Source organism: Nostoc sp. LPT (assembly GCF_017115165.1).
Classification (GTDB): Bacteria; Cyanobacteriota; Cyanobacteriia; order Cyanobacteriales; family Nostocaceae; genus Nostoc.
Map to the genome: position 1 here is coordinate 1 of NZ_JABXKF010000156.1, position 12,215 is coordinate 12,215.

Genomic DNA, 12,215 nt, shown 5'->3' on the forward strand with positions numbered 1-12,215 from the left:
GGCTTACTTAGCTAATCTAGAGAGTCGTCTTCTCTAGTGAATTTTACCACGCTAGAAATAAATAGGTTATGATGTGCGTAGGCGTAGCCCGTCGTAGACATCGCATCCACCAATGGGAATTCTATACTTAGCAACTATTGCTACTTCACCATTAGAACTCCCAAGGTAAATATACAATGTCCTATCAAAATATTGCAGCCACCCTTTCGCCACAAGATATCCAAGAAATTAAAGCCGCGCTACAGACAGTCCAAAAAAAGCTGCCCTTTCTGATTACTCTCAGCACTGAAGAACGGCGTAAGTTAGTAAAAATGGGCGATAAAAGCCTAGCTTTTGTGAATAATAGCATTACTGCTGCTCAGTCTAACCGCGAAATTCTTCCAGCCACTTTTGACGTTGAGGAACTGGTTCAAGATTATCAATTAGCAGCTGTGCTTACCGAACTTTTAATCTCCATGCAGCAACTCACCGAACAGGTAGATGATACCCTAATGGCTGTCGGTAGTGAAGCGATGACTGGCAGTTTGACAGTTTATGATTACGTGAAGACTGCATCGAAAAAGACTCCAGGTTTAAAGACTGTCGCTGAACAGTTAGGCGAACGCTTTAAGGCTATCAAAGGTAGACCGACTAAAGCTGCATCTAGTTCTTGAGTCTTTGATACTCATAAATGAGCCTTTGAACTCCATTAATGAACCTTTGGACTCCATTAATGAGCCTTTGATATTCATTAATGAGTCTTGGAACTCCATTAATGAGTCTTTGGACTCCATTAATGAGCCTTTGATACTCGTTAATGAGTCTTTGGACTCCATTAATGAGCCTTTGATACTCGTTAATGAGTCTTTGGACTCCATTAATGAGCCTTTGATACTCGTTAATGAGCCTTTGATACTCGTTAATGAGCCTTTGAACTCCATTAATGAGTCTTTGATACTCATTAATCAGCCTTTGAACTCCATTAATCAGCCTTTGATACTCGTTAATGAGCCTTTGAACTCCATTAATGAGTCTTTGATACTCATTAATCAGCCTTTGAACTCCATTAATCAGCCTTTGATACTCGTTAATGAGCCTTTGAACTCCATTAATGAGTCTTTGATACTCGTTAATGAGTCTTTGAACTCCATTAATCAGTCTTTGAACTCCATTAATCAGCCTTTGAACTCCGTTAAAGAGTATTTGAACTTCATTAGTAAACCTCTACAAGTTTCGTGGCTAAAGTAGCATAGCTTTACGCCGCTACAGCAATCAGCAATTATTTAACTGCTATGAGAATATCTACCTATTATGCCGCTCTAAGATTTTGTGTTGGCTATTCCCACACATCTATATAATAAGAAAACAGACATGATGAGCGATAACTATATTTTGAAACGTATACATACATACAGACAGCAAATCCTAAAAGAAAATAAAGAAACCTGTCTTTTGTCTTACCCAATAATAAGATACTAATAGTAATAGGATATACAGAAAATAGATTTGTAGCCTTATCAAATTCATACTTGAGTACATCTGAGTACAGCTTAATATATTGCAAAATATCTTGATAAAATCTTAGCAAATGCTTACGGGTAAAGTTTCTTGTAGCGTGAACATAAATTCTTAACCCCTGCCCCAAAAATACTAGTACCCCCATCATTAAATACTAGCGCCCCTACCCCAAGACAAATTTTAAGTTTATCTTGAGTCGGGGTTTCGGCGTTTGAGTACAACCTCAATCAATCCAATAAATCCAATCAGCATTAGGTTTTCTATTGAGTTGGAAGTCACCTGATATAAGCATAAAAATAGCAGATGACTCTTTTTACCAGATAGACATTACCGATGCAACAGTCTTTAGACAGTATTAGCGATCGCCAAACTACCAAAACGCAGGATTCTGCCCACACATCCATGCTGAAAAATCTCCTCTCTGGCGTTTTTTTTGAGCCATTATTGAGTGATTTTCGCATTATCTTTGAGCGCGATCCCGCAGCAAGGAATTGGCTAGAGGTAGTATTTTGCTATCCAGGATTGCACGCACTCTGTTTGCATCGTCTTGCTCACTGGTTACATAGTCGAGGAGTCGGTTTTATCCCCCGTTTAATTTCTCATTTGGGGCGATTTTTGACCGGAATTGAAATTCATCCAGGTGCAGAAATTGGTCAGGGTGTGTTTATCGACCACGGAATGGGTGTAGTCATTGGTGAAACTGCGATCGTCGGCGACTATACACTGATTTATCAGGGCGTCACCCTTGGCGGAACTGGTAAAGAAACTGGTAAGCGTCATCCCACAGTTGGCAAAAATGCAGTGATTGGGGCGGGTGCGAAAGTTTTGGGTAATCTGCAAATTGGCGATCACGTCCGTATTGGTGCTGGTTCCATTGTCTTACGGAATATCCCTAACGACTGCACAGTTGTGGGAGTTCCTGGCCGAATTATTTCTCGCAACGAAAGCGCCAGCCTTTCTCCTTTAGAACATGGAAAGCTACCTGATTTAGAAGCAACCGTGATTCGTTCTTTGCTCTCACGTATCGAGCAACTCGAAAAACAACTGCAAACTTTAGGCGTTAAGAGTTATTAGTCATTGGGCATTGGGCATGGGGCATTAGCAAAGGACAACTGACAAATGACAAATGACAAAGGACAAATGACAAATCACATTTTGCAGATTCCTTTGAGCGATCGCTGGCGAATCTATCACCGCTTGCAAGAGTTAAAAATTAAGAGCTACTGTCCCCCCGATGGTTCTTTGCGAGTGCAAGTGAACAATTTGGTCGAAGCAATTCTGATTCGCAGTACAGTTATGCAATTTCTTGCTTCTCGTCACGAATTATTAGAGTGGCTAGAGCGTTGCTGGCATTATAGTGATGAGTCATGATTATTTCAAAAAGACCTAATTCAGAGACGATTAATCTTGAATTCATGACGCAAGTACTGGACTTCATCCTTTTTGTTCACTGATGCACAAAGCTCAAATAGGTTTAGAGTTTGAAGCTACTGTCCCCTAGGAGAATTTGTTGCAGACTGAGATGGATTAGATGGGGTTTAGATTTTGTTAGGTCTACTAAATCTGAAACTTCCCTGACATATAGCGACAATTAAAAAGGCGAAATTCCCAAATATAAATTGGAATTTCTGATTTTTAATCTTTTCCAAAATTAAAAAATTGAAAGTTCGATTATGCCGACTCGGAACAGAGATATAAAACTCCTCAATTTTTTGCACAATGAACTTGAACTTTCAAATGCCGATATTGCTGTAGCTCTGCGACACCGTGAATCAGAAAATGGCCCACTACCAATGCTCCTCTGGCAGTACGGTTTCGTTGATTTGGAGCAGCTAGGAAAAATTTATGATTGGCTAGCAGACCAAAGTTAGCAAATTTGTACGCCTTAGCTTTGTAGTACCATCACCTGCCTAAATTACACCCAAATGCACTAGAAAAGATGAGGTTATGAAGATGATTACATCCTTAATTGCTGGATTCTGTGTCTTACTTTGTTCGGGATTTGCTAATAGTTATATTAGTTCATTGCTAATCGAAGACATTTCAAATGACCTCGGTAAAAACGAATAGTAAATTATACATTGTTTTAGTTCCCTGCCATACAGATGTAATGCTACTAATGGGGCAATAATTAAGGATCATGTATCCTACATTATGAATTGTGATATTTTTAGCATTTGCCATCGCTGGGGATTGTAGAGGGAAAGGATATTAAGAATACTTCCAAGAGAGGGATATTTGCAATGAATCAAATCATAATTAATGACACTACATTACGTGATGGCGAACAAGCAGCAGGTGTTGCCTTTACTCTACAGGAAAAAGTAGCGATCGCTAAGTTTCTCGATGCCATTGGTATACCAGAATTAGAAGTAGGTATACCAGCAATGGGTGACGAAGAAACGCGGGCGATCGCCGCAATCTCTCACTTGGGTTTACAAGCAAAACTCTTGGGCTGGAACCGTGCTGTGATCTCAGATATCAAGGCTTCCATCGCTTGTGGTTTGGACAGGGTGCATATTGCTATTCCCGTCTCTGGTATCCAAATTGCCGCTAAGTTTCACGGTCAGTGGCGAGTAAGTTTACAAAAACTCAAAGACTCAATCAACTTCGCCCTCGATCAAGGTCTTTGGGTAGCAGTCGGCGGCGAAGATTCTTCCAGGGCTGATGATAATTTCCTCTTAGATGTAGCACTTTATGCCCAAGAATGGGGTGCGTCCCGGTTCCGCTTCTGCGACACTGTAGGAGTTCTCGACCCCTTCACCACCTACACCAAAGTCCAACGATTGGTTTCAGCGTTGACGATTCCCCTAGAAATCCACACGCATAATGATTTTGGTCTGGCAACTGCCAACGCCCTTGCGGGTATCAAAGCCGGAGCCTCATCCGTGAGTACCACAGTTAACGGATTGGGTGAAAGGGCGGGAAATGCCGCATTAGAAGAAGTTGTCATGGCGATCAAACGCATCTACGGCGTTGATTTGGGCATTGACACACCCAGTTTGCTGGAACTATCTCAACTAGTTGCAGCCGCATCCGGTGCAGATTTACCACCTTGGAAAGCGATCGTTGGCGAAAATACCTTTGCCCACGAATCTGGCATCCATGCTCACGGGGTATTGCAAAATCCCATTACCTACGAACCATTTGCACCCGAAGAAGTGGGTTGGGAACGGCGTTTAGTAGTAGGTAAACATTCTGGACGGCATTTAGTTGCTAACTTGCTAGAACAGCATGGAATTTTCTTGAATCCTCAAGAAACCCAATCAGTTTTAGACGCAGTGCGCCATCAATCGGTACAGAAAAAACGCAGTTTGACGACAGAAGAACTATTGAATTTGGTCAGAGAACAGAGGTACTCTCATGCAACGCGATGAATTAGAACTAAACTTGCCACCTGCTTTTGAAATTGGTGAAAAAGTCAGAGTTCGTAAACTGCTGAAAAACGATGGTACCTTTCCTGGTAAGGAAGTCGGCCAAGTTTTAGTAAACAAGGGAGATATTGGCTACATAGCAAGTATAGGCACATATTTGCAGACTTCCTATATATATGCTGTGCATTTCTTAGAAACAGGGTTCGTCGTCGGTTGTATGAAAAAAGAACTAGAATCTGTTGAGGAATCTCATGAAAGTAATGCTACGGATGAATGATGCCGGCATTTTAGTAGTTTACGTTGCTAAAAAAGACCTGGAAGAAGAAGTCGTCAAACAAACTGATGGAAATGATGGCAAGATTCTCACCCTAGCAAATGGTTGGGAATTAGAATTTCGTGATTTGCCAGACGCAGCGAATTTACCCCAAACTGTAGAAGCTAAACGCCTCGCGTAAGGGGACTGGGTACTGGGGGCTGGGGACTAGGGCGTGTTTTCAAAATACTCGTTTTACCCCATAACTTTTTAGATCCCCCTAAGCCCCCGATAAATTAGGGGACTAGGTAAGAGTTTTCCCAATCCCCAATCCCCAATCCCCAATCCCCAATTCCCAATCCCCAATAACTTTTTATCAATCATGGGTAACAAGTATTTGACGTTATCAGAATTAAACCTTGAAGGACAGTTACTAGGTTTTGTTGGTGGTGAACCAGGAAAATATAAATACTTACAATTGGCAGTTCCATCTGGAAATGTAGACATTAAACTGCCTAAAGAGTTGCGTCGTTTACTAAGTTCATCCTTAGTTCCTGGTCAGCAAATTCGCATTTGTGGTCATAGTAAGGTAGACTCGCGCACAAGTAAAATAAAAATCAAAGCCTATCGAGTGACACCAATTGATGTGTGTCCAAAGCAAGATTTACCACCTGAAACCAAAGCGAGGATTATGGTATGTCAAAAGGGCGGTTGCCTGAAACGTGGTGGTAAAGGTTTATTATCAGATTTAGAAAAAACTTTGTGCGAGCGCGGTTTATTAGACAAAGTTACCATTGAACATACAAGTTGCCAAAAATGTTGTGGCAGCGCTCCCAACTGTGTTTTACAGCTTGGTAACAAGAAATACAAGAATATTCATCCTGAAGCGATCGCATCTTTGCTAGAAAGTCACTTAACTTCAGAGCAATAAACTTCTCTAGCTATTCTTAAAATAATAGATAAATTTGTAGGGGTAAAAATTTTACCCCTATGGAACAATATTTTGATTTTCCTTGGAAGGGTGTAAGTATAGAAACAGTTACAGAAACTCATAAAGAAGAAGACTTAGACACCTCACCATCTTCCATCGCAGAAGTTTAATCAGTTACAGCTATATTAAGATAAAAATAACTTTGCATTCTCGTAGTTGTTATGAGCCTTACTACTGCTAAACGCTTTACTATCGCTGAATATCACCGTCTAGCTGAACTCGGCTTTTTTGAGGAGAATGAGCGAGTTGAGCTAATTAAGGGTGATAATAATCCAGATGGCAGCAAAAGGTACACCGCACTCTGTTTGTGAAACACGCCTAGAGCGAGAATTATATAAACTAGTAGGCGATCGCGCAACCCTGCGAGGACAACAACCAATTACTTTGCAGTCATAAAATTATTAGTAAAAAATAACAGCTTAGAATTAAGTTTACAATCTACTCATCTCAATAAACATCTCTACGATGCCCGACGCTGACAACTATAACTATCAGTACATCATCTTGAATCTCATATAAAACACGATAATTGCCAACACGAATACGATATTTACTCTCGGTATTTTCTAGCTTGACAACGCCGATAGTACGCAGATTTTCAGCCATTTCTAAAATTTTCTCGTTAATTCTATCTCGAATATCAGTAGATACTTTTTTTAATTGTTTTACAGCCCTGCTTGAAATTTCTATTTGATAAGTCACGATTCTAATTCTTGTTTGTACTGTTCCCAAGTAATAGTAGGTTCATTTTTAGCTTCTTCAAAGGCTTTAATGTCCTCTTTATCCTCTGCTTTCCTAATATCTAACAGTTCTATAACATCTTCTAAAGTATCTTCATAAGCTTGTTCTAATCTTTGATTTATTGCTTTTAACAACTCTTGTATTTTAGTTGTAGTTTCCATAATTAACCTCTCCAACTGCAAACTTGTTAATTAATTTCTGCTTGAGTGATTGTTGTGTTAAACACACTTATTAACGATTGTTGAACAGCCCAACTACGAACTATTTCAGACTTTTTAAGTTTTATTAATTCTGACAAAACGTTTGTATCAAAAATAATCATTCTTCAAATGTTGATACGGTACGAATAGGTTCTCTAAGAATTTCCGGTAATTCCAAGTCCCCCAAATTCGCAAAAGGTTCCTCAAGTATATTACCTAAGTTTAAGGAATAGTCGTGATTTTCTGTTAGAGCCGATAAAAAATTAAAGTAACCAGATTGAGCAAAGACGCGATTAATCGCGTCTTTACTTTTTACATTATTTGTTTCTAGATTTATCTAAAGTGTTTTGCTTACTACTACTTACACTGTTACCATTATTTTTCTTTGGGATGACCTTTTTTCAAGGTTTGAGTGATAAAGATGCATCCAAGATACAGTTCTGAAGCATTTACCACGGCCTTTTCTGTAATTATAAAGAACTACAGACTCAAATTGCAATTAACAGTTCAAGAAATTTTATAGACTGCAATAGTGAAAAAGAGAAAGATCCTCACCATCCAATCAAATTAAAACTTCCAAGGCGTGTTGCAAATCATTTGTCACATCAGCAACAGCTTGTCTAGCACCTAAACGATTTTCCTTATACGCTGGGTAACGCTCAGAAATAGATATGGGTTCACCCACAGTAATTTTGACTTTTTGCTTACCCAATTGTGGACGCTGCACAGTTTTATTGCCTTTGATTTTAGCAATCATCTGCCATAAAATTAAAGTCGTCTCAGCAAACCTTTCTGCTGTTGGATTTTCACGAATATAATTACCAGAAACTGCCACAAAACTTTCTACCAAACGCATGTGCCACATCCGCGCATTCGCTTCCTCAGCAACGCGATCGCCTAAAGCTCTTTCAACAGCAGATACCCCTTTTACATCCTTAAAATCTTCTCTAAATATATAATTCCATCCAGCTTGTTCTACCCGCCGACATCGGTCGCTCAAAGTACCTTTTGACTGCAAATCAAAATACTGTTCTGAGATTAGTAGCGCTGCATTCAATAAAGCTTGCAAACGAACTGCTAACGCTTCATTTATATCTTCAATTTCTCCTACTACTGTTTTGATATCTGGCAGCTTTAGATGATAAAACCGCGTGTAAAATTTTTCCATCAACGAAAGTAAATGTTCTGCCAAAGTCAACAATCGGGGATAAAGCGACTCCACAGAAGCATTTTCTGCTGGATTCACAGGTAAACCACTAGCCGCTTCCAATTCACTTAAAAGATTAGCGATCGCATCCCAAGGAGCATCAACGTAACTATATTTAATCCCAACTGGTACAATTAGAACCTGTTGGTCGCTTCCCGCTTTGTGCAAATCTTCAGCACACCAAAAGCCTAATTGGGCGATCCCAGGTTCTAGCGGGCTAATATTCTCTGATAAACCATTGGTTGCACCTTCTGGCGCAGCCGCCATCGGGAATTTTCCATTGGCGAACAACTCACGCGCCGAACGTAACCCCGTCCAGTCAGCTTTACCTCGCTGAATCGGAGTCCCACCTAAATGAGAAGCAATCCAGCCAACGTGGTCACCTGCCCAGAGAGGAATGCCGCGATCGTAGATAAAATGAGCGTGAATCGGAAGTTGTAGTGCTGTGCCTTGCGATCGTGCTACCTTTGGCACGAGTTGAGACAGCAAGTAACCCAAACAAAACGGATCGTCTGTTTTCGGATGGCGAAATGCCAGCATAAAACGGATCTTACCCTCCTGAAACTGGCGATAGAGATCCACCAGAACCTCTACGTTGTCTGCTTCAATTTGAGTAATAGGTGTTTGCCATTTTATCCAACTGGGTAGCAACAGATGGACAACTCGTAGCAATAAAGGGTTAAACGCGGGAGGAATAAATTCTAAGGGTGGCTGTGCTTGATAAATTACATTTGCCAAAGTAGTTTCTCCTAAAGATGCCCTGATTCTAAACGCCTGATGGTTATTTCTTTTAAGATATCCTAACGGCTGTAATATGCCCTGAGTAATGAAGTTGAGGTAAAACCTGCCTATTGCGCTGTGCTTGGCACATTACTCAGGTTAGAAAACTAGGATACCTTCTTAGTCCGCCTACGTAGATTATTTTAATGAAGCGTACTTACGCAGACTTATAAAGTATTTTCTACTGCAATGGAAAGTGTTGGCAGATAGTGGAGGTTTACCAGCACTTGCAAATCTTAATAACAAGAAAGACTCAAGCTAAATCCTGGCAATACATCTTCACCCGATAATTGTGTGGGTAGATTTCGCACTTCCGTATCTTGTTTTTGGCGATAAATTTCTACTTGCTGCTGTTGGGGGTTAATTAACCATGCCAATTGCACCCCTGCATCTATATATTCTTGCATTTTGGAACGTAACATTTCCAAATCATCTGTTGCTGACCTTAATTCAATGACAAAATCGGGTGCAATGGGGGGAAATTTGCGTCTTTGTTCAGGTGTAAGTGCTTGCCAACGTTCTCGTTGAATCCAAGCAGCATCTGGAGAACGGTCAGCACCATTGGGTAATTTGAATATAGTAGAAGAACTGAAAGTGTAACCAAGGCCAGTTTGCCGATTCCAGATTCCCAGATCAATAATTAAATCTGCTTCTCGATTGCCGCTTTCACCTCCAACGGGGGACATGATGATTAATTCTCCCTTGGCAGTGCGTTCAAATTTCAATTCGCGGTTATTTTGACATAAGTGATAAAATTGTTCGTCACTCAGGTGAACGGTGTCTAGTTTTAATGTCAAAGGACTCATAACCTAGACCTAGATTAAATAGTTGCAAAGATTATATCATGCCATATCTTAATGAATGTAAGATGCCGATCGCACACCACACAAGTTCAAAAACTAGGATGCCTTCTTAGTCTGCACAGGCAAAGAGAGTTTGTGTAGCCAAGCCAGTGCGTTGGGGAGCCAGCGCCGTGGGCGGGTTTCCCGACTTGAGGCGACTGGCGCGCGATTTCTAATCGCCAGGTGGTTTATAAACAAATTAGAGATTCTGGAAAGGGAATAAAGATGCGACTTTCACAAATGTTATTTGTTACACTGCGGGATGATCCGGCTGATGCTGAGATTCCCAGTCATAAATTATTACTCCGTGCAGGCTACATTCGTCGCATCGGTAGCGGTATCTATGCTTATTTACCTCTGATGTGGCGGGTACTGCAAAAAATTTCTCAGATTGTGCAGGAAGAAATGAACGCTACAGGCGCACAAGAATGTCTTTTGCCGCAATTGCAACCTGCTGATTTATGGAAGGAATCGGGACGCTGGGATACTTACACCAAAGCTGAAGGCATTATGTTTTCGCTGATTGACCGCCGGGAGCAACAATTAGGATTAGGCCCAACTCATGAGGAAGTCATCACAGCGATCGCTCGTGATATGATTCGCTCTTATCGCCAACTACCACTGCATCTCTACCAAATTCAAACCAAATTCCGCGATGAAATTCGTCCCCGTTTTGGTTTAATGCGCGGACGGGAATTTATCATGAAGGACGGCTACTCCTTCCACGCCGATGAAGCCAGCCTCAAAGAAACTTACCAGGATATGTATAAAGCCTACAGCAATATCCTACGGCGTTCTGGTTTAGCTTTTCGGGCAGTAGAGGCTGATTCGGGTGCAATTGGTGGTTCTGGTTCTACAGAATTTATGATTTTGGCGGAAGCTGGCGAAGATGAAGTTCTCTACACTGAGGATGGTAAATACGCCGCTAACGTAGAAAAGGCTGTTTCTTTACCAATTGACGCGGAAACCTCACGGTTTACAACCTATGAAAAACGCGATACACCTGGAACAGAAACCATTGAAAAGGTCTGTCAACTCCTCAACTCTTCTCCCACTCAATTAGTGAAAAATGTCCTTTATCAGACAGTTTATGATAATGGTATAACGGTGTTAGTTTTGGTGAGCATCCGAGGCGATCAGGAAGTTAATGAAGTCAAGTTGCAAAATGAATTGACCAAATTAGCTTCTGAGTATGGCGCTAAAACTATTATTAGTTTGGATGTACCAAATGTAGAAGCCCAGCAAGCATGGACAGCTAAATCTCTACCTTTAGGCTACATTGCACCAGATATCGCAGATGAGTATATTACGGCTAATAAACAGATTCATCCCAAGTTTTTGCGCTTGGTAGATCAAACAGCCGTTGATTTAAAAAACTTTGTTACAGGCGCGAATGAAGCTGGCTATCACGTAGTTGGTGCTAATTGGGGTAAGCAATTTAAGTTACCAAGTGGTGTAGTAGATATACGAAAGGCAAGACCAGGCGATCGCGCTATCCATAACCCAGAACAAACTCTCTTCAGCGCCCGTGGAATTGAAGCAGGTCATATCTTCCAATTAGGCACTAAATACTCCCAAGCGATGGGAGCAACTTATACCAATGAACAGGGTGAAGAAAAGCTGTTATTTATGGGTTGTTTCGGTGTCGGTGTATCACGATTAGCACAAGCTGCCGTAGAGCAATCTTATGACAAAGATGGGATTATTTGGCCAGTTGCGATCGCACCCTACCACGTGATCGTCACAATTCCTAACATTAAAGATGCTCAACAAATCGAAATCGCCCAAAAACTTTACACAGAACTCAATTCCAGGGGAATTGAAACCCTACTAGATGACCGCGATGAACGTGCGGGAGTGAAATTTAAAGATGCTGACTTGATAGGCATACCTTATAGAATTGTAACCGGACGAGCGATCGCTAATGGCAAAGTCGAAGTTGTAGAAAGAGCAACCCGCAAATCTCAAGAAATAGTCATTGAGGAAGTTACAACAACACTTAAACAGTGGATTACCGCCGCCATTCAGGTAAAAAATTAAACAGTAATACTTACGCAGAGGAATAAATACTTTACTCTGCGTTCCTCTGCGTTTACCTCAACGTTCCTACCCTGCAAGAAGGCGAAGCGCCTATGCGTTGTAAATTTAATCATCTCCAAAAAGAACGAGATTTACATAATTTGGCAGGTGACGGACTAGAAGTAAAAATTCTAGAATTGAATCAGGGACTCACGGGACTAATGCATTTTGAGGCACCAAAGTCTCCTCTCGGTTATGGGAAACTCTTCACTTACAAGTATCGTCGTTAACCAGGCTGCTCCTCACATAAC

General features: G+C 41.0%; 14 protein-coding genes and 1 pseudogene. 11 read left to right on the forward strand and 4 right to left on the reverse strand.

Going from position 1 to position 12,215, the window contains the following annotated elements:
* The first annotated feature begins 176 nt into the window (after positions 1–176).
* From HWQ58_RS29630 to HWQ58_RS29670, 9 genes and pseudogenes are all read left to right on the forward strand, one after another.
* Entirely contained in the window at positions 177–653 is a 477-nt protein-coding gene (locus HWQ58_RS29630; RefSeq protein WP_292871039.1) for a hypothetical protein, read from the forward strand.
* 1,177 nt (positions 654–1,830) lie between these two features.
* Entirely contained in the window at positions 1,831–2,571 is a 741-nt protein-coding gene (gene cysE / locus HWQ58_RS29635; RefSeq protein ID WP_292871041.1) for a serine O-acetyltransferase, read from the forward strand.
* 45 nt (positions 2,572–2,616) lie between these two features.
* Complete coding sequence (locus tag HWQ58_RS29640; protein WP_292871043.1) at positions 2,617–2,868, forward strand: Asr1405/Asl0597 family protein; 252 nt, start codon at positions 2,617–2,619, stop codon at positions 2,866–2,868.
* A 302-nt stretch (positions 2,869–3,170) separates the two neighbouring features.
* Positions 3,171–3,368 (forward strand): DUF2949 domain-containing protein, encoded by a 198-nt coding sequence (locus tag HWQ58_RS29645; RefSeq protein ID WP_292871045.1) that lies wholly within the window; start codon positions 3,171–3,173, stop codon positions 3,366–3,368.
* Positions 3,369–3,740: 372 nt separating this feature from the next.
* Positions 3,741–4,874, forward strand: a complete 1,134-nt coding sequence (gene nifV, locus HWQ58_RS29650; protein WP_292871047.1) for a homocitrate synthase — start codon at positions 3,741–3,743, stop codon at positions 4,872–4,874.
* Positions 4,861–5,148: a nitrogen fixation protein NifZ gene (locus HWQ58_RS29655; protein ID WP_094349913.1), complete on the forward strand. Its 288-nt coding sequence runs from the start codon at positions 4,861–4,863 to the stop codon at positions 5,146–5,148. The genes nifV and HWQ58_RS29655 overlap by 14 nt, the downstream gene beginning before the upstream one ends.
* On the forward strand, positions 5,123–5,326 hold the full coding sequence (nifT, locus tag HWQ58_RS29660; protein ID WP_292871049.1) for a putative nitrogen fixation protein NifT: 204 nt from the start codon (positions 5,123–5,125) through the stop codon (positions 5,324–5,326). Before HWQ58_RS29655 ends, nifT begins: the two co-directional genes overlap by 26 nt.
* Before the next feature lie 180 nt (positions 5,327–5,506).
* On the forward strand, positions 5,507–6,055 hold the full coding sequence (locus HWQ58_RS29665; RefSeq protein ID WP_292871051.1) for a (2Fe-2S) ferredoxin domain-containing protein: 549 nt from the start codon (positions 5,507–5,509) through the stop codon (positions 6,053–6,055).
* A gap of 221 nt (positions 6,056–6,276) precedes the next feature.
* Positions 6,277–6,502: pseudogene (locus HWQ58_RS29670) on the forward strand (Uma2 family endonuclease); the annotation flags it as partial.
* Positions 6,503–6,562: 60 nt separating this feature from the next.
* Here HWQ58_RS29670 and HWQ58_RS29675 read toward each other — a convergent pair.
* From HWQ58_RS29675 to HWQ58_RS29695, 4 genes are all read right to left on the reverse strand, one after another.
* Positions 6,563–6,817 carry a type II toxin-antitoxin system RelE/ParE family toxin gene (locus tag HWQ58_RS29675; protein ID WP_292871053.1) on the reverse strand — a complete coding sequence of 85 codons (255 nt, stop codon included), beginning with the start codon at positions 6,815–6,817 and terminating at the stop codon, positions 6,563–6,565.
* On the reverse strand, positions 6,814–7,017 hold the full coding sequence (locus HWQ58_RS29680) for a hypothetical protein (RefSeq protein WP_292871055.1): 204 nt from the start codon (positions 7,015–7,017) through the stop codon (positions 6,814–6,816). Before HWQ58_RS29680 ends, HWQ58_RS29675 begins: the two co-directional genes overlap by 4 nt.
* A 601-nt stretch (positions 7,018–7,618) precedes the next feature.
* Positions 7,619–9,001, reverse strand: a complete 1,383-nt coding sequence (locus HWQ58_RS29690) for a 1-acyl-sn-glycerol-3-phosphate acyltransferase (RefSeq protein WP_292871057.1) — start codon at positions 8,999–9,001, stop codon at positions 7,619–7,621.
* Positions 9,002–9,279: 278 nt separating this feature from the next.
* Entirely contained in the window at positions 9,280–9,849 is a 570-nt protein-coding gene (locus HWQ58_RS29695; RefSeq protein ID WP_292871059.1) for a Uma2 family endonuclease, read from the reverse strand.
* 261 nt (positions 9,850–10,110) lie between these two features.
* Between HWQ58_RS29695 and HWQ58_RS29700 the strand changes: the two genes are divergently transcribed.
* On the forward strand, positions 10,111–11,925 hold the full coding sequence (locus HWQ58_RS29700) for a proline--tRNA ligase (RefSeq protein ID WP_292871061.1): 1,815 nt from the start codon (positions 10,111–10,113) through the stop codon (positions 11,923–11,925).
* A 92-nt stretch (positions 11,926–12,017) separates the two neighbouring features.
* The gene (locus HWQ58_RS29705; protein ID WP_292871063.1) at positions 12,018–12,194 is read left to right on the forward strand and encodes a hypothetical protein; all 177 of its coding nucleotides are present in this window, start codon (positions 12,018–12,020) and stop codon (positions 12,192–12,194) included.
* Positions 12,195–12,215 lie beyond the last annotated feature (21 nt).

Excerpts from the sequence above, each read along its gene's own strand:
- HWQ58_RS29695 (WP_292871059.1), bottom strand. The coding sequence starts at position 9,849 with ATGAGTCCTTTGACATTAAAACTAGACACCGTTCACCTGAGTGACGAA.
- HWQ58_RS29640 (WP_292871043.1), top strand. The coding sequence starts at position 2,617 with ATGACAAATGACAAAGGACAAATGACAAATCACATTTTGCAGATTCCT.
- HWQ58_RS29705 (WP_292871063.1), top strand. The coding sequence starts at position 12,018 with ATGCGTTGTAAATTTAATCATCTCCAAAAAGAACGAGATTTACATAAT.
- HWQ58_RS29680 (WP_292871055.1), bottom strand. The coding sequence starts at position 7,017 with ATGGAAACTACAACTAAAATACAAGAGTTGTTAAAAGCAATAAATCAA.
- HWQ58_RS29645 (WP_292871045.1), top strand. The coding sequence starts at position 3,171 with ATGCCGACTCGGAACAGAGATATAAAACTCCTCAATTTTTTGCACAAT.
- nifT (WP_292871049.1), top strand. The coding sequence starts at position 5,123 with ATGAAAGTAATGCTACGGATGAATGATGCCGGCATTTTAGTAGTTTAC.
- HWQ58_RS29655 (WP_094349913.1), top strand. The coding sequence starts at position 4,861 with ATGCAACGCGATGAATTAGAACTAAACTTGCCACCTGCTTTTGAAATT.
- HWQ58_RS29630 (WP_292871039.1), top strand. The coding sequence starts at position 177 with ATGTCCTATCAAAATATTGCAGCCACCCTTTCGCCACAAGATATCCAA.
- cysE (WP_292871041.1), top strand. The coding sequence starts at position 1,831 with ATGCAACAGTCTTTAGACAGTATTAGCGATCGCCAAACTACCAAAACG.
- HWQ58_RS29665 (WP_292871051.1), top strand. The coding sequence starts at position 5,507 with ATGGGTAACAAGTATTTGACGTTATCAGAATTAAACCTTGAAGGACAG.
- nifV (WP_292871047.1), top strand. The coding sequence starts at position 3,741 with ATGAATCAAATCATAATTAATGACACTACATTACGTGATGGCGAACAA.
- HWQ58_RS29700 (WP_292871061.1), top strand. The coding sequence starts at position 10,111 with ATGCGACTTTCACAAATGTTATTTGTTACACTGCGGGATGATCCGGCT.